Below are 15,141 nucleotides of genomic sequence, written 5' to 3' on the forward strand. Positions count from 1 at the left end.
CCATGCGGCCGCCGCCCGGCAGAGGCAAGCGATGGAACTGATCAGCTGGAACATTCAATGGGGGCGCGGCTGCGACGGCCAGGTCGACCTCGCCCGCACGGTGGCGACGCTGCGCGCGCTGGCCGATTTCGACGTGCTGTGCCTGCAGGAAGTGACGCGCGGCTTCGGCGAGATGCCGGGCGGTCCGGGCGCGGACCAGGTCGCCGAACTGGCGGCCCTGCTGCCCGGCTTCCACCTGCTGTTCGCGCCGGGCGTCGACCGCTTCGGGCCCGATGGCATGCCGCGCCAGTTCGGCAATCTGATCGCGACGCGCCTGCCGGTTTGCGAAGTATTCCGCCATGCGCTGCCGTGGCCGGCCGATCCGACGGTCGCGTCGATGCCGCGCGTCGCGCTGGAAGCAACGGTGATCGCAGGCGGGGAGCGGCTGCGCGTCATTTGCACGCATCTGGAGTACTACTCGGCGCTGCAACGCGACGCACAGGCCGAAGCGTTGCGCGCCTGGCACGTCGAGGCTTGCCAGCACGCGGCACGGCCAGGGCCGGCGGAACAGCGCTTCGGCCCGTTCACGCCCGAGCCGCGTCCGCGCAGCGCCATCCTCTGCGGCGATTTCAACAGCAAACCGGACGACACGGCCTACCGGAGGCTGACTGCATCGTTCGACGACGGCACGCCGGCGTGGCGCGATGCCTGGCTGCATCTGCATCCAGGCCAGCCCCATGCGCCGACCTGCGCGCTCCATGACAGGGTGCAATGGAAGGAGCCGCCATTCGCCTGCGACTTCGTGCTGGTCACCGAGGATCTGCTGGAACGGGCGACCCGATGCGAGGTCGACGGCAGTACACAGGCATCGGACCATCAGCCGGTGCACCTGACTCTGCGCGACTTCGATTGAGGGAAAAGGGAAACGTCAGGGGCAGCGGAAGCGCCAGACCGTTCAGTCGATCGGTTCGTCGTCCGCCACGCGGCTCGCCGGCTGCAGCTGGAAGGCCCGCAGATATTCCATCCATTGCGGGCCGGGCAGTTCCGCCAGCGATTCCTGGACCAGTTCGACTTCGGCATCGAACTCGCGCGGCGTCAGCCCGCCGCGCATCATCTGGAAGCGGCAGTACATCAGATAGGTGTTGACGACATCCGTCTCGCAATAGGCGCGGATCGCACCGATCTGCCCCTGCTGAAATGCCTCCCACACCTTGCTGCCGTCCATGCCCATCTTGCCGGGAAAGCCGCACAGCCTGGCGAGGTCGTCCAGCGGCGCGCTCGCACGCGGCTGGTACATCGCCAGCAGATCCATCAGATCCAGATGCCGCATGTGGTAGCGGCTGATGTAGTTGTTCCACTTGAAGTCGCGGCTGTCGTCGTCGCGGCCCTCGCCCATTTCCCAATAGCGGGGCGCACTGACGCCGTGGATCAGTCCGCGATAGTGCAGAACCGGCAGATCGAAGCCGCCGCCGTTCCATGACACCAGTTGCGGACTGTAGCGTGCGATCAGTTCGTAGAAGCGCTGGATCAGCGTCGCTTCGCCGTCGTCCTCGCTGCCGAGCGAGCCGACGTGGAACAGCGCGGTCCCGTCGCGTTGCGTGCGGCGCAGCACGCACGATATGGCGACCACGCGTTGCAGATGCAGGGGAAGAAAATCGCTGCCGGTCTTTTCGCGGCGGGCGGCGAAGGCCAGTTCCGCGACCTCGGCATCGGACAGGCCGGGCGGATGGTCGTGCAGACGGCGCAGGCCGGCGACATCGGGAACCGTCTCGATGTCGAATACCAGCACAGGCGTCATAGAACCGCGTCCTTGCGCACCCCTTGCGAAGCGAAATGCCGCTTGAGCTTGACCAGCGCTTCCTGCTGGATCTGGCGCACGCGCTCGCGCGTCAGCCCCATCTCCTCGGCCAGCTCTTCCAGCGTGGCCGGCTCGATATGGTTCAGGCCGAACCGGCGCTCGACGACATAGCGGTGCTTCTCGGACAGGCGCGCCAGCCACAGCTTCATCAGATTCTCGAGCTCGCGGTGTGCGACCTCCTGGTCCGGCGCGGCATTGTGTTCGTCCGACAGGAAGTCGAGCAGGCTCGAACCCGGATCGAGATCGAACGGCGTATCGAGCGAGGTCGTGTGTTCGTTCAGTGCGAGGACGTCCTGCACTTCGTCGGGGGTCTTGCCGAGCAGATGCGCGATGTCCTCGAGACTGGCATCGCGTCCGTCGGTGCCGCCCTTCTCCAGATGCCGCTTGGCGCGCAGCACCTGATTGAGCTCGCGGATCACGTGCACCGGCAGCCGAACGGTACGCGCCTGGTTCATGATCGCGCGCTCGATGCTCTGGCGGATCCACCAGGTGGCATAGGTCGAGAAGCGGAAGCCGCGCGACGGATCGAACTTCTCGATCGCATGCATCAGACCGAGGTTGCCCTCCTCGATCAGATCGAGCAGCGGCACGCCGCGATTCAGATAGCCCTTCGCGATGCTGACCACCAGGCGCAGGTTGCGCTCGATCATGACCTGACGCGCGGAGAAATCGCCGTCCTTGGCCAGCGTCGAGAAATGGAGTTCTTCGGGAGCCGATAGCAGCGGCTTGATGCTGATGCGGTTCAGATAGTGCTGAACGGTATCGGCAGCGAGTTCGGTATGCAGGGCGCTGCGGAATTCGTCCTGCTCGGTGGCGACCGCTTCGGTCGCGCCCTCTTCCTCGTCGCTCTCGCGCTCGCCTTCGTCATCGTCGCGCGCGACCGCGTCGCCGTCGTCGGCCATCAGGTCGGCCTCGCGCAAACCGACGGTGCCCGCACCGGGCGCGATCGGTTCGTCGGTCAGGGGAATCAGCTCGGCCGCCAGATCGTGATCGTAGCCATCGGCTTGCCCGTCACGATGTGCCACACCAGAACGTGTTTCCGGTTGCTTGGCGCGACGGGTGCGGCTGGCGGTTCCGGAGGAGACTGTTTTCTGGCGTGGCATGAACCCTCACTGTGGCGGCAAATACCGCATCGGATCGACCGGTTTCCCGTTCCTGCGAACCTCGAAATGCAGTTTCACGCGATCGGCATCGGTGTTGCCCATCTCTGCAATTTTCTGACCCCGGCGGACCGTTGCCTGTTCGGTCACGACGACCTTGTCGTTGTGGCCGTAGGCAGTAAGAAAAGTCTCGTTGTGTTTGATGATGACAAGATTCCCGTAGCCGCGCAAGGGGCCTACGTGAATCACCCGACCGTCGTCCGCGGCGAGCACCGCGTCGCCGCGCTGACCGCTGATATCGATGCCTTTGTTGCCCTTCTCGTCGAAGCGTCCGAGCAGCGAACCGCGCGCGGGCCATGCCAACTGGATCGTGCCGTCCGCGGCAGCGCCAGGGGCCGGCGCTGCGGCAGCGGGCGCCGACGCGGCAGAGGGCGCAGTCGCGCCCGGCGTGGTCGGCGGCAGCCCGGCCTGTTCGAGCGGCTGGCCCTGGACCGCGGCCGGCGCCACCGGCATGGTCGCGACGCCCGTCGCCGCATTGACGTCCGCGCCCGGCGGCACGATCCGCAGCAGTTGGCCGACCTCGATCTGATTGGCGTTGACGATATTGTTCCAGGCCGCGACATCGCGATACGACTGGCCGTTCTCGAGGGCGATGCGATACAGCGTATCGCCGCGCTTGACCCGATAGTACCCGGGGGGCGCGGGCTCGACCGGTGCGATCGTGGTCCCGGTGCCGCCGGCGGTGCGGTCGATCACGGGCGCGGGCATCGGCGAGGAAGCGCAGGCGGCCAGCAGGGCTGCCAGCAGCGAGGCGGTGGCGAGCTGGCCCGCGCGGATAAGACGTTGCGAAGTCACGGTGTTGTGCATAGTTCGACTCAGGTGGTGCCCGATTTTAATGGCACAAAGAAAACGGCTTCAAGCGCGGTGCGGTGAAAGCGATGCCGGCTCCGGCGTTCGATCAGCAGCAATTGCTGCGAGACGGCCTGCCCCTGCTTGTGGCCGTCGGTGCCGGCCGACGCGACCGCGACCGGCGCGATCAGCCTGCCGCCGACCTCCAGCTGTTCCAGCAGCGCCTCCGGCACTTCCATGCCGGCCGCGGCAAGGATGATCGCGGAGAACGGCGCGGCCTGCGGCAGCCCCAGCATGCCGTCGCCATAGTGCAGGCGCAGATTGGGCAGGCGCAGCGCACGCAAATTGGCCTTGGCCTGTTCGTGCAGCGGCCGGATCCGCTCGATCGAAAACACATCGCGTGCAACCAGGCTCAGCACGGCGGCCTGATAGCCGCAGCCGGTGCCGATCTCCAGCACGCGCTCGAGCGGCTGCGCGGGCGCGAGCCCATGGCGCAGCAATTCGATCATGCGGGCCACCACCGACGGCTTGGAGATGGTCTGCTGATGGCCGATCGGCAGCGCCGCATCCTCGTAGGCCTGCGAGGCCAGCCCCGGCTCGAGGAACAGATGGCGCGGCACGGTGGCAATCGCCTGCAGCACGCGCTCGTCGCGGATGCCGCCGCTGCGCAGCTTCGCGGCCAGCGCGGCGCGCGCGCGATCCGAGGCCATGCCGCCGCCGCCCACGCTTGCCGCAATGGTGCGGGCCTGCACCGCGCTGCCCGGCGGCGCGGGCGCGGGCACCGGCGCGGCGGCGGGAGGCACGCGGCGCGCCGGCGTCGGCGCCGGGGCCGGCGTGGCGGCACGCTTGCCCGCCATCGCCGGCAGACCCGCGGTCCGCGCGGGCGCGGGCTTGCGCTCGACCACGGAGTCGAGCGTCAGCGGAAACTTCGGGCGGCGCGGGCTCGAACTCATGGCCTCAACGCGCCCATGGTCCCGGCGGCCGGCACGCGGCTGGCCTCATGCAAGCCATTGCCGCAGCGTATCGAGCTGGGCGCGGTGGGTCAGATCCAGCTGCAGCGGCGTCAGCGAAACGAAGCCTTCCGCGGTCGCGTGGAAATCGGTGCCTTCGCTGGCATCGAGCGCGTCGCCGGCCGGACCGATCCAGTAGTTGGTCTCGCCGCGCGGATTGACCTGTGAGATCACCGGCTGCGAAGGATGGCGCTTGCCCAGCCGCGTGGCGCGCAGCCCGCGGATATGTTCGTACGGCAGATTGGGGATATTGACGTTGAGCAGGAACGGTTCGCGCGGGGGCGTCGCGATCGCGCGCTCGACGATGCCGCGCGCGATGCGGGCCGCGGCATCCAGATGTTCCCAACCCTTGTCGACCTGCGAGAAGGCGATCGACGGGATGCCGAGCAGAAAGCCTTCGATCGCGGCGGCGACGGTGCCGGAGTACAGCACGTCCTCGCCCATGTTCTGGCCCTGGTTGATGCCCGACACCACCAGGTCCGGCTTTTCGTCGAGCAGGCCGGTCAGCGCGATATGCACGCAGTCGGTCGGCGTGCCATTGACGAAGCGAAATCCCTTCTGCACGCCCTCTCTGGCCTCGAACACCGTCAGCGGCCGTTGCAGCGTCAGCGAATTCGATGCGCCGCTATGATTCTGCTCGGGAGCGATCACGGTGATACGGCCCAGCGGCGCCAGCGCGGCATGCAGCATGGCAAGTCCCGGCGCGAGGTAACCGTCGTCGTTGGCGAGAAGGATGTGCATGGCCGCGATTGTACCCGAGGCGATTGCGATGGCGTCGCGCGCCGGTGCTGCCGCAACGGGCGATTTGCACCGCATCGCCGCCCCGGCCGCCGAACTGAACGATCGTACTATTTCTGCGCTACACTAGCCCGGGCCGCGTGGCCGCGCGGTTCAGATCGAGGCATCAAGACATCAAGACTGAATGGAGACACGATGAAAGCCGTACTGTGCAAAGCCTGGGGCCCGCCCGATTCGCTGGCGCTCGAAACCCTGCCCGACCTGGTCGCCGGTCCCGGCGAAGTCGTGATCGACGTGAAAGCTGCCGGCGTCAATTTCCCCGACGTGCTGATCATCCAGAACAAGTACCAGGCCAAGCCGCAGCTGCCCTTTTCCCCGGGCTCCGAGCTGGCCGGCATCGTCAACTCGGTCGGCGACGGCGTCAGCCACGTCAAACCCGGCGACAAGGTGATCGCCTATCTGGGCAACGGCGCGTTCGCGACGCAGGCCAAGGCGCCCGCCGCCGCGGTCGTGCCGATGCCGCCGGGCATCGATTTCGAGACCGCCGCCGCCTTCACGCTGACCTATGGCACCTCGCACCACGCGGTGGTCGATCGCGGCGAACTGAAGGCCGGCGAGACCATGCTGGTGCTGGGCGCGGCCGGCGGCGTGGGCCTGGCCGCGATCGAGATCGGCAAGGCGATCGGCGCGCGGGTGATCGCCGCCGCGTCGACCGACGAGAAGCTCGCCGTCTGCAAGGAACATGGCGCCGACGCGCTGATCAACTACAGCACCGAGGACCTGCGCGAGCGCATCAAGGCGCTGACCGATGGCAAGGGTCCCGACGTCATCTATGACCCGGTCGGCGGCATCTATGCGGAACCCGCATTCCGTTCGATCGGCTGGCGCGGCCGCTATCTGGTGGTCGGCTTCGCCAACGGCGAGATTCCGAAGATGCCGCTGAACCTGGCGCTGCTGAAGGGAGCATCGCTGGTCGGCGTGTTCTGGGGCGAATTCACGCGCCGCGAGCCGCGCGCCAACCAGGCCAACATGGCGCAGATGCTGGGCTGGATGAAGGAAGGCAAGATCCGCCCGCACATCTCGGCGCGCTATCCGCTGGAGCAGGCCGCGCAGGCGCTCAAGGACATGGAAGCGCGCAAGGTCACCGGCAAGATCGTGATCGTGCCGTAAGGCGGGACTTCCCTCTCCCCACCCCTCTCCCGCAAGCGGGAGAGGGAGAAGACCCGTCGCTTACTGTCCGTCTACCGTCATCCACCTCGTCCTACAGCTTCTCCGTCTCCCCGCTCTTCGGCTGCCACTTCATCAGCCGCCGCTCCACCAGCCCCACCATCCAGTCCAGCACCAGCGCGAACGCCGTCAGCACCACGATGCCGGCGAACACCGTGTTGATGTCGAAGGTCCCTTCCGCCTGCAGGATCAGATAGCCGACCCCGCGTGCGGAGCCCAGGTACTCCCCCACCACCGCGCCGACGAAGGCCAGGCCCACCGAGGTATGCAGCGACGAGAACACCCAGCTGGTCGCGCTCGGCAGATAGACATGGCGCAGCAGCTGCTGCCGGTTGGCGCCCAGCATGCGCGCATTGGCCAGCACCACGGGGCTGACCTCCTTGACGCCCTGGTAGACGTTGAAGAAGACGATGAAGAACACCAGCGTCACCGCCAGCGCGACCTTGGACCAGATGCCGAGGCCGAACCACACCGCGAAGATCGGCGCCAGAATCACGCGCGGCATCGAGTTCATCGCCTTGATGTACGGATCGAGGATGGCCGAGGCCACCGGGCTCAGCGCCAGCCACAGGCCGACGCCCAGGCCCGCGACGGTGCCGATGCCGAACGCCAGCACCGTTTCGAGCAGCGTGACGCCCAGATGCAGGTAGATGTCGCGCTCGACGAAGAACCAGCTCCAGACGCGCTGCGCCACCAGCCACGGCTCGCCGAAGAAGAACGCCACCTGCTGGGAGCGCGTGGCCAGGTGCCAGGCGCCGAGGATGACCACGAGGACGAGCAGTTGCCAGACGCGCAGCATGCTGCGGGAATCGGTACGGAATGCCATGGATCGTTTTTTCTTGTCAGTTGCGGGATCGACGTATCGGTGTCGGTGCCGGTATCCGTGTCGGTGTCGATGGCCGCCGCTTCAGGCGACCTTGCGCTGCTGCGCATAGCCCTTGAGCACTTCCTCGCGCAGCACGTCCCAGATCGCCGCGTGCAGTTCGACGAAGCGCCGATGGTTGCGGATCTCCGCCACGTCGCGCGGACGCGGCAGGTCGATGTCGAATTCGCCGATCGGATGCGTCGCCGGTCCCGCCGACAGCACCACCACGCGGTCGCTCATCGCGATCGCCTCGTCCAGATCGTGCGTGATGAACAGCACCGCCTTGCGCTTGGCGGCCCACAGTTCCAGCACCTCGTTTTCCATCAGCTGGCGGGTCTGCACGTCCAGCGCGGAGAACGGCTCGTCCATCAGGATGATGTCGGGGTCGAGCACCAGCGTCTGCGCCAGCGCGACGCGCTTGCGCATGCCGCCCGACAGCTGGTGCGGATAGCGGTCGCCGAAGCCGCCCAGGCCCACGCGGCGCAGCCACTCCTGGCCTTCCGCCACGGCCTGCGCGCGCGGCACGCCGCGGAATTCGAGACCCGCGATCACGTTGTCGAGCGCGCTGCGCCAGGGCATCAGCGCCTCGGTCTGGAACATGTAGCCGGCGCGCGCATTGATGCCGGCCAGCGGCTCGCCGAATACGCGCACCTGGCCGGACGACGGCGCCAGCAGGCCGGCGCCGACATTGAGCAGCGTCGACTTGCCGCAGCCGGTAGGCCCGACCACCGAGACGAATTCGCCGGGCGCGATCGCCAGCGAGACGTCCTGGACGGCGGTGTAGCGCTGGTTGCGGTCCTCGCGCGAGATGAAGGTACAGGTGACGTTGTCGAGGGAAAGGGCCGGAGTGGTCATGCGTGTCGCTGTGCGTGCGCCGCGCATCGGCCGGGCCGGCGGCGGCGTGGTGTTCGGTGGCACCTCCATGGCGCATCCAGGGCGCGCGGCCCTTGTCTGATACAACCGGAAGCCGGCAGAACGGCAGCCCGCCGGGGACGTGCCGCCGATCCTCAGGTCACTCCCGCGTGCGCGGGAATCCAGGCGCCTCTGGAAGCCGCCGGGTCCCCGCCTTCGCGGGGACGACGGTGCGCCGCGGCGCGGCTTACTTGTACTTGGCGTTGGCCTTCTGCACGAAGCTGTTGGTGAAGGTCTGGTCCAGCTTGATCGCCTTGCCCTTGAGTGCCGGATCGAACTGCTGCAGCGTCGCCAGCGCGGTACGCGGACCGTCGGCCGGCATCATGCCGTCCGGCGAGATCGCTTCCTTGACCTTCTCCCACGCCGACAGATACAGCGCGCGGTCGCCCAGCAGATAGCTCTCGGGCACCGTCTTGACGATGTCCGACGGGCCCGCCTTCTGCAGCCACTTCAGCGCGCGCACCATCGCATTGGTCAGCGCCTGCGTGGTGTTCGGGTTCTGCTCGATGAACGAGGCCGACGCATAGAGGCAGCCCGACGGCATGTTGCCGCCGAACACCGCCTGCGTGTCCTTCAGCGTGCGGGTATCGGCCACCACGCGGACCTCGTTCTTCTGCGTCAGCATCGAGATCACCGGGTCCAGGTTCGCCATCGCGTCGATCTGGCCCGAGCGCATCGCCGCGACCGCGCCGTTGCTGGCGCCCACGCCGATGAACGACACGTCCGAAGGCTTGAGGCCGGCCTTGGCCAGCACGAAGTTGGCCATCATGTTGGTCGACGATCCGGGCGCCGTGACGCCGATCTTCTTGCCCTTCAGGTCCGCCACCGACTTGAAGTCCGGCATGGTCTTGTTCGAGGTCACCAGCACGATCTGCGGCGCGCGGCCCTGCAGCACGAACTCGCGGTAGTCCTGGCCCTTGGCCTGCAGATTGATGGTGTGCTCGTAGGCGCCGGAAACCACGTCGGCGCTGCCGCCGACCACCGCCTGCAGCGCCTTGGCGCCGCCGGCGAAGTCGACGATCTCGACGTCGAGCCCTTCGTCCTTGAAGTAGCCCTGGCGCTCGGCGATCGTCAGCGGCAGGTAGTAGAACAGGTTCTTGCCGCCGACCGCGATCGTGACCTTGGTCTTCTCCGGCTTGCCCTGCGCATGCGCGAAGCCGCCGAAGGTGAACCAGCCGGCCAGGAACAGCACCAGCGCGATCAGCACCTGTTTCCAGAATTTCCGGTTGTACATCTGTGTCTCCTGCTTTTTGTGTTCCGCCGCCGCGCGGCTTCGTGCGATGCTATCCGAGCGGCGCGGGGCGGCCCAATCGGGAACACTACCTAGCGGGGGACCCGGCGGCCGCGAAAGACGCCGGATTCCCGCTTGCGCGGGAACGACGCGATGACCCGCCGCCCGGGCTTACTCGGCCTGGATATTGGCCGACTGGATGACCTTGCCCCAGCGCGTCAGCTCGGCGCGCTGGTACTGCCCCAGCTGCGACGGGTTCATGTACTTCGCCTCGGCGCCCAGCTCCTCGGCCTTCTTGCGGAAGGCCTCGGTCTTCATGATCTTGTCGATCTCGCCGGTCAGCTTGTCGATCACCGGCTTGGGCGTGCCGGCCGGCGCGTACATCGCGAACCACGACGACACGTCCAGATCGGCGTAGCCGGCCTCGGGCGCGGACGGCACGTCCTTCAGGCTGGGCAGCCGGTTCTTGCTGGTGACCACCAGCGGGCGCAGCTTGCCGGCCTGGATATGCGGAATCAGCGGCGGCGGCGTGGTGATGGTCAGGTCGACCGAGCCGCCGAGCAGGTCGGTCATCGCGGGACCGGTGCCCTTGTACGGCACGTGCGTGATGCGGATGCCGGCCATCTGGTTCAGCAGCTCGGTGGACACATGCTGCAGCGAGCCGTTGCCCGACGACGCGTAGTTCAGCTTGTTCGGATTGGCCTTGGCGTAGGCCACCAGTTCGGACAGCGACTTGACCGGCAGGCTCGGGCGCACCACCAGCACCTGCGGCGCCGACAGCAGATTGGCGACCGGCGCGAAGTCCTTGACCGGGTCCCACGACAGGCCCTTCATCAGCAGCGGCGTGATCACGTGAAAGCCCGAGTACTGCACCAGCAGCGTGTAGCCGTCGGGCTTGGCGCGCGCCACCAGTTGCGCGGCGATGCCGCCGGCGCCGCCGGGGCGGTTCTCGACGACCACCGGCTGGCCGAGCGCCTTGGCCAGCGGCTCGGAAATCATGCGGGCGGCCAGATCGGTGGTGCCGCCCGGCGCCGCCGACACGATCAGCGTGACGGCGCGGTTCGGGTAGGCGCCGTCCTGCGCGTGCGCGCCGGCGCTCAGGCACGCCGCGGCGGCGCAAACGGCCGCGGCGAGCAGACGACGGCGGCCCGGCATGGCCGAGTCAGCGACCGGGCTGGCGGAATGGAACGGTTGGGACGAACGGATCGACATGCTGTCTCCTCCAGGAATCGATGTTGTTTTTGGGTTGGGGTTGCGGACCTTCATCCGCGTGCTTGCTGATTGCTGTTGTTCTTGGGGGATAGGCCGCCTGCCCTCACTGTCCCGCGAAATGCTCGGCCAGCCAGGCCGGCGGCTGGTGCGTCCGCAGCCGCGGACCGGCGCGCAGCAGCTGGCTGCAGACCTCGCGCTCGACCACGGTCGGCAGCTCGCCGATGATGCCGAGCAGGCGCTGCAGATCGACGCCGGTGTCCACGCCCATCGACGCGAACATATGCACGAGCTCCTCGGTCGCGACGTTGCCGCTGGCACCGGGCGCATAGGGGCAGCCGCCGAGCCCGCCGGCGGCCGCGTCGAAGCGCGACACGCCGGTCTCCCAGGCGGCCAGCGCATTGGCCAGCCCCATGCCGCGCGTGTTGTGCAGATGGATGGTCAGGCCGGTGGCCGGCAGTTCGCGCTGGAAGGTCTCGCAGACCGCGCGCACCTGGTTCGGATAGGCCATGCCGGTGGTATCGCACAGCGTGATGCCGTCGGCGCCGGCCAGCGCGAAGCTGCGTGCCAGCGCCATCACCGCGTCGATCGCGACCTCGCCCTCGAACGGGCAGCCGAATACCGTCGACAGCGAGACATTGACCGGCACGCCGGCGGCGCGCGCGGCCTCGATCATCGCCAGCAGCTGCGCCTGCGATTGCGCGCGCGTCATCCGCAGATTGGCGCGGTTGTGCGTCTCGCTGGCCGACATCACCAGATTGACCTCATCCGGCCCGCACGACAGCGCGCGCTCGAGTCCGCGCAGATTCGGCACCAGCACGGTGTAGCGCACGCCGTCGGCGCGGCGCATCCGGTGCATCACCGCCTCGGCGTCGGCCAGCGCCGGAATCGCCCTGGCGGAGGTGAACGAGGTCGCCTCGATGCGGGCGAAGCCGCAGTCCGACAGCGCCTCCAGCAGCGCGACCTTGGCATCGGTCGGCACCACCACCGGTTCGATCTGCAGGCCGTCGCGCGGCGCGACCTCGTTGATCTCGATGCGGGCCGGGCCGCGCAGCGGGAAGCGGGTCGTCGAATGCGTGTTCGAAGCGGTCGCGTTCATGCCACCACCCCGCGTGCGCGCAGGTCGGCGATCGTCGCGGCATCGAAGCCCGCCTGCACCAGCACCGCGTCGGTATGCTCGCCGAGCGTCGGCGCGCGATCATGGATCGCGCCGGGGCTGCCGGACAGCTTGGGCACGATGCCCGGCACCTCGACCGTCAGGCCGCTGGCGGCGGTGACCTGCTCGATCACGCCGCGCGCGCGGTAGTGCGGGTCCTCGGCGATGTCCTTGACCGTGTAGATGCGGCCGGACGGCACCTGGGCCTCGCGCAGCACGGCCAGCGCGCTGTCGATGTCCTGCGTGCGCGTCCACGCCGCGATCGCGGCATCGAGTTCGTCGACCCGCGCCACGCGGCCGTCGTTGCGCGCCAGCGCTGGATCGTCGGCCAGGTCGGACCGGCCGATCGCCTGCATCAGCCGCTTGAAGATCGCATCGCCGTTGGCGGCGACCAGCACATATTCGCCGCTGGCGCACGGATAGGCGTTCGACGGCGCAATGCCGGGCAGCGCGCCGCCGGCCGGCTGGCGCACCGCGCCGAACGCCGAATACTCGGGCAGCAGGCTCTCGCTCAGATTGAACAGCGCCTCGTACAGCGCCACGTCGATGACCTGGCCGGTGCCGCCGCGCGCATCGCGCTCGTACAGCGCCAGCAGCACGCCCAGCGCGCCATGCAGGCCGGCGATGGTGTCGCCCAGCGACAGCCCTGCGCGCACCGGCGGCCGGCCCGGCTCGCCGGTCAGATGGCGCAGCCCGCTCATCGCCTCCGCGACGGCGGCAAAGCCGGGTTCGTCGCGCTTCGGGCCGGTCTGGCCGTAGCCGGATACGCGCAGCATGATCAGCTTCGGATTGGCGGCGTGCAGCACGTCCCAGCCGAGGCCCCACTTTTCCATCGTGCCGGGGCGGAAGTTCTCGATCAGCACGTCGGCCTCGGCGGCCAGCTTGCGCACCAGCGCCTGCCCGTCGGGGCTGCGCAGGTCGATGCAGATCGATTCCTTGTTGCGCGACTGCGCCTCCCACCAGACCGAGGTGTCCTGATACAGCATGCGCCATTTGCGCAGCGGATCGCCCTGTCCGGGCGGCTCGACCTTGATCACGTGGGCGCCGAAATCGGCCAGCGTCTTGGCGGCGAAGGGGCCGGCGATCAGCTGCCCGAGTTCGAGCACGCGGATGCCATCCAGAATCTGTCGCGGCATGCGGATTGTCTCCGGGGATCGATGTGTGTCTGGCGATCGCGAGGAGCACGGCGAGAGGGCCCTGCGATCGAATTTGGACGCAGTGTGCCGCAGGGCTTGGGGGCGCGGAAGGCGTCAATCGGTGAAGCGGGCTTTCACCGAACGCGAAAGGCTGCTGCCCTCCGCCCTCTCCCCTGCCCCTCTCCCGCAAGCGGCAGAGGGGAAAACCATGCGGCCAGCAGCAGGCTCCCTCTCCCGCTTGTGGGAGACGGCGGGGACAGGGCAATCCTCAGTGCGGGAAATCAGAACGGCGCGCGATCGCCGCAAAGATGGGTGATCAACAGCCGGGCCGACACCGTCAGCGCGGCCGGATCGCGCATGCCGATCAGCAGCGAGCGCTGCGCCCAGGCGTCCTGCAGCTTGACCAGCGACAGGCCCATCGACTTGACGTGCGGCTCGGCGGCGATGCGCGGCAGCACGCCGACGCCCAGGCCCGCCATCACCATGCGGCACATCGCATCGAAGCTGCGCACCTGGATGCGCAGCCGGAACGGCCGCTCCAGCCGGCTGCTTTCCTCGAGCAGGCGCGCGGCCAGCGAGGTCACCTGCGGCAGGCTGACGAAGTCGTATTCGAGGGTATCGGCGTAGCGCACCGGCCCGCGCTGCGACAGCGGATGCCCCGGCGGCGTGACCAGCACCAGTTCGTCCTGGCGGTATTCGACGGTGACCAGGCCCGCGCTGGGCGTGCGGTCGGCAAAGATGCCGACGTCGGCGCGGTTCTCGACCAGCGCCGCGACGATATCGCCGCTGTTCTGCTCTTCCAGCTCGATGCGGATGGTCGGATGCAGCCGCATGAAGCCGGCCAGATCGTCGGGCAGGAATTGCGTGATCGCCGAGGTGTTGGCGCAGACGCGCACCTGCCCGCGCACGCCAGACGCATAGTCGGACATCACGCCCGCCATGCGCTCGACGTCCTGCAGCACGGTCAGCGCGTGATGGAAGCACGCCTGCCCCGCCTCGGTCAGCTGCACGCCGGCCGCATGGCGGAAGAACAGCGGCGCGCCGACGGCGGCCTCGAGATCGGAGATCCGTTTGCTGGCCGCGGCAACGGCCAGATGCGACTGGCGCGCGCCGGCCGAGATGCTGCCCTGCCGCGCGACGGCGACGAACAGTCCCAGCGTGACCAGATCGAAGCGGGCCAGGTTCATCGGGCGATCAGACCATGCGGGCCGAAGCGATGCGATGCGGCATCGCGCTTCACAGCGTGCGGCGGTCCATCACCGCGCGCGCGATGGTACCGGCATCGACGTATTCGAGCTCGCCGCCGACCGGCACGCCGCGCGCCAGCCGCGAGACCTTGAGCCCGCGCGCCTTCAGCATCTCGCCGATGTAATGCGCGGTGGCCTCGCCCTCGCTGGTGAAGTTGGTGGCGACGATGACCTCGGCCACCGGGCCGCCCAGCGCCGGATCGGTGGCGCGCGCCAGCAGCCGGTCCAGATGGATCTCGCGCGGGCCGACGCCGTCCAGCGGCGACAGCCGGCCCATCAGCACGAAATACTGGCCGCGATAGGTCAGCGTCTGCTCGATCATCACCTGGTCGGCTGGCGTCTCGACCACGCACAGCAGCGAGGCATCGCGGCGCGCGTCCAGGCAGGTCTCGCAGACCTCGGCCTCGGTGAAGGTATTGCAGCGCGCGCAGTGGCGCACGCCGTCGGCCGCGCCGCGCAGCGCGTCGCCGAGCCGGCGCGCGCCCTCGCGGTCATGCTGCAGCAGGTGATAGGCGATCCGCTGCGCCGACTTCGGGCCGACGCCGGGCAGCACCTTCAGTGCCTCGACCAGCGCCTGCAGCGAGGTGGGAGTGGATGCCTTCATCGGGAGTCTGCGTGGGGCAA

The 15,141-nt window shown here is 68.4% G+C and carries 16 protein-coding genes; 3 read left to right on the top strand and 13 right to left on the bottom strand.

Annotated elements, in window-relative coordinates:
* Window positions 1–31: 31 nt before the first annotated feature.
* Window positions 32–892, top strand: coding sequence for an endonuclease/exonuclease/phosphatase family protein (locus FOB47_RS19010; protein WP_174781829.1), 861 nt, complete (start codon window positions 32–34; stop codon window positions 890–892).
* Window positions 893–934: 42 nt separating this feature from the next.
* Here the strand turns inward: FOB47_RS19010 and FOB47_RS19015 are convergent, their stop codons facing one another.
* The 5 genes from FOB47_RS19015 to surE are packed head-to-tail and all read right to left on the bottom strand — an operon-like array spanning window position 935 to window position 5,537.
* Entirely contained in the window at window positions 935–1,777 is an 843-nt protein-coding gene (locus tag FOB47_RS19015; protein WP_151023340.1) for a 3'-5' exonuclease, read from the bottom strand.
* Window positions 1,774–2,940: an RNA polymerase sigma factor RpoS gene (gene rpoS, locus FOB47_RS19020; protein ID WP_053822065.1), complete on the bottom strand. Its 1,167-nt coding sequence runs from the start codon at window positions 2,938–2,940 to the stop codon at window positions 1,774–1,776. The genes FOB47_RS19015 and rpoS overlap by 4 nt, the downstream gene beginning before the upstream one ends.
* Window positions 2,941–2,946: 6 nt before the next feature.
* Entirely contained in the window at window positions 2,947–3,804 is an 858-nt protein-coding gene (locus FOB47_RS19025; protein WP_053822066.1) for a peptidoglycan DD-metalloendopeptidase family protein, read from the bottom strand.
* A gap of 8 nt (window positions 3,805–3,812) precedes the next feature.
* Window positions 3,813–4,739 (bottom strand): protein-L-isoaspartate(D-aspartate) O-methyltransferase, encoded by a 927-nt coding sequence (locus FOB47_RS19030; RefSeq protein ID WP_174781830.1) that lies wholly within the window; start codon window positions 4,737–4,739, stop codon window positions 3,813–3,815.
* Window positions 4,740–4,784: 45 nt separating this feature from the next.
* Window positions 4,785–5,537 carry a 5'/3'-nucleotidase SurE gene (gene surE, locus FOB47_RS19035; RefSeq protein WP_053822067.1) on the bottom strand — a complete coding sequence of 251 codons (753 nt, stop codon included), beginning with the start codon at window positions 5,535–5,537 and terminating at the stop codon, window positions 4,785–4,787.
* Here surE and FOB47_RS26300 point away from each other — a divergent pair.
* Both FOB47_RS26300 and FOB47_RS19040 read left to right on the top strand, forming a co-directional pair.
* On the top strand, window positions 5,536–5,664 hold the full coding sequence (locus FOB47_RS26300) for a hypothetical protein (RefSeq protein WP_260731348.1): 129 nt from the start codon (window positions 5,536–5,538) through the stop codon (window positions 5,662–5,664). The genes surE and FOB47_RS26300 overlap by 2 nt on opposite strands.
* A 65-nt stretch (window positions 5,665–5,729) precedes the next feature.
* A complete protein-coding gene (locus FOB47_RS19040) occupies window positions 5,730–6,704 on the top strand; it encodes an NADPH:quinone oxidoreductase family protein (protein WP_174781831.1) in 975 nt (324 codons plus the stop codon).
* Between the two features lie 91 nt (window positions 6,705–6,795).
* Here the strand turns inward: FOB47_RS19040 and FOB47_RS19045 are convergent, their stop codons facing one another.
* The 8 genes from FOB47_RS19045 to recR all read right to left on the bottom strand — a co-directional run bounded on the left by FOB47_RS19045 (window position 6,796) and on the right by recR (window position 15,121).
* The gene (locus FOB47_RS19045) at window positions 6,796–7,587 is read right to left on the bottom strand and encodes an ABC transporter permease (RefSeq protein WP_053822069.1); all 792 of its coding nucleotides are present in this window, start codon (window positions 7,585–7,587) and stop codon (window positions 6,796–6,798) included.
* Between the two features lie 81 nt (window positions 7,588–7,668).
* Window positions 7,669–8,481, bottom strand: a complete 813-nt coding sequence (locus tag FOB47_RS19050; RefSeq protein ID WP_174781832.1) for an ABC transporter ATP-binding protein — start codon at window positions 8,479–8,481, stop codon at window positions 7,669–7,671.
* Between the two features lie 244 nt (window positions 8,482–8,725).
* Window positions 8,726–9,772 (bottom strand): ABC transporter substrate-binding protein, encoded by a 1,047-nt coding sequence (locus tag FOB47_RS19055; RefSeq protein WP_174781833.1) that lies wholly within the window; start codon window positions 9,770–9,772, stop codon window positions 8,726–8,728.
* A 168-nt stretch (window positions 9,773–9,940) separates the two neighbouring features.
* Entirely contained in the window at window positions 9,941–10,924 is a 984-nt protein-coding gene (locus FOB47_RS19060) for a Bug family tripartite tricarboxylate transporter substrate binding protein (RefSeq protein ID WP_053823130.1), read from the bottom strand.
* 160 nt (window positions 10,925–11,084) lie between these two features.
* Window positions 11,085–12,077: a hydroxymethylglutaryl-CoA lyase gene (locus FOB47_RS19065; RefSeq protein ID WP_053822071.1), complete on the bottom strand. Its 993-nt coding sequence runs from the start codon at window positions 12,075–12,077 to the stop codon at window positions 11,085–11,087.
* On the bottom strand, window positions 12,074–13,270 hold the full coding sequence (locus FOB47_RS19070; RefSeq protein ID WP_174781834.1) for a CaiB/BaiF CoA transferase family protein: 1,197 nt from the start codon (window positions 13,268–13,270) through the stop codon (window positions 12,074–12,076). Before FOB47_RS19070 ends, FOB47_RS19065 begins: the two co-directional genes overlap by 4 nt.
* Before the next feature lie 281 nt (window positions 13,271–13,551).
* On the bottom strand, window positions 13,552–14,457 hold the full coding sequence (locus tag FOB47_RS19075; RefSeq protein ID WP_053822073.1) for a LysR family transcriptional regulator: 906 nt from the start codon (window positions 14,455–14,457) through the stop codon (window positions 13,552–13,554).
* 49 nt (window positions 14,458–14,506) lie between these two features.
* Entirely contained in the window at window positions 14,507–15,121 is a 615-nt protein-coding gene (recR, locus tag FOB47_RS19080) for a recombination mediator RecR (protein ID WP_053822074.1), read from the bottom strand.
* Window positions 15,122–15,141 lie beyond the last annotated feature (20 nt).

Source organism: Cupriavidus gilardii (assembly GCF_013347325.1).
GTDB classification, from domain to species: Bacteria; Pseudomonadota; Gammaproteobacteria; order Burkholderiales; family Burkholderiaceae; genus Cupriavidus; species Cupriavidus gilardii.

Excerpts from the sequence above, each read along its gene's own strand:
- surE (WP_053822067.1), bottom strand. The coding sequence starts at position 5,537 with ATGCACATCCTTCTCGCCAACGACGACGGTTACCTCGCGCCGGGACTT.
- FOB47_RS19050 (WP_174781832.1), bottom strand. The coding sequence starts at position 8,481 with ATGACCACTCCGGCCCTTTCCCTCGACAACGTCACCTGTACCTTCATC.
- FOB47_RS19025 (WP_053822066.1), bottom strand. The coding sequence starts at position 3,804 with ATGCACAACACCGTGACTTCGCAACGTCTTATCCGCGCGGGCCAGCTC.
- FOB47_RS19070 (WP_174781834.1), bottom strand. The coding sequence starts at position 13,270 with ATGCCGCGACAGATTCTGGATGGCATCCGCGTGCTCGAACTCGGGCAG.
- FOB47_RS19045 (WP_053822069.1), bottom strand. The coding sequence starts at position 7,587 with ATGGCATTCCGTACCGATTCCCGCAGCATGCTGCGCGTCTGGCAACTG.
- FOB47_RS19015 (WP_151023340.1), bottom strand. The coding sequence starts at position 1,777 with ATGACGCCTGTGCTGGTATTCGACATCGAGACGGTTCCCGATGTCGCC.
- FOB47_RS19030 (WP_174781830.1), bottom strand. The coding sequence starts at position 4,739 with ATGAGTTCGAGCCCGCGCCGCCCGAAGTTTCCGCTGACGCTCGACTCC.
- FOB47_RS19065 (WP_053822071.1), bottom strand. The coding sequence starts at position 12,077 with ATGAACGCGACCGCTTCGAACACGCATTCGACGACCCGCTTCCCGCTG.
- FOB47_RS19060 (WP_053823130.1), bottom strand. The coding sequence starts at position 10,924 with ATGCCGGGCCGCCGTCGTCTGCTCGCCGCGGCCGTTTGCGCCGCCGCG.
- FOB47_RS19010 (WP_174781829.1), top strand. The coding sequence starts at position 32 with ATGGAACTGATCAGCTGGAACATTCAATGGGGGCGCGGCTGCGACGGC.
- rpoS (WP_053822065.1), bottom strand. The coding sequence starts at position 2,940 with ATGCCACGCCAGAAAACAGTCTCCTCCGGAACCGCCAGCCGCACCCGT.
- FOB47_RS26300 (WP_260731348.1), top strand. The coding sequence starts at position 5,536 with ATGGCCGCGATTGTACCCGAGGCGATTGCGATGGCGTCGCGCGCCGGT.
- recR (WP_053822074.1), bottom strand. The coding sequence starts at position 15,121 with ATGAAGGCATCCACTCCCACCTCGCTGCAGGCGCTGGTCGAGGCACTG.
- FOB47_RS19040 (WP_174781831.1), top strand. The coding sequence starts at position 5,730 with ATGAAAGCCGTACTGTGCAAAGCCTGGGGCCCGCCCGATTCGCTGGCG.
- FOB47_RS19075 (WP_053822073.1), bottom strand. The coding sequence starts at position 14,457 with ATGAACCTGGCCCGCTTCGATCTGGTCACGCTGGGACTGTTCGTCGCC.
- FOB47_RS19055 (WP_174781833.1), bottom strand. The coding sequence starts at position 9,772 with ATGTACAACCGGAAATTCTGGAAACAGGTGCTGATCGCGCTGGTGCTG.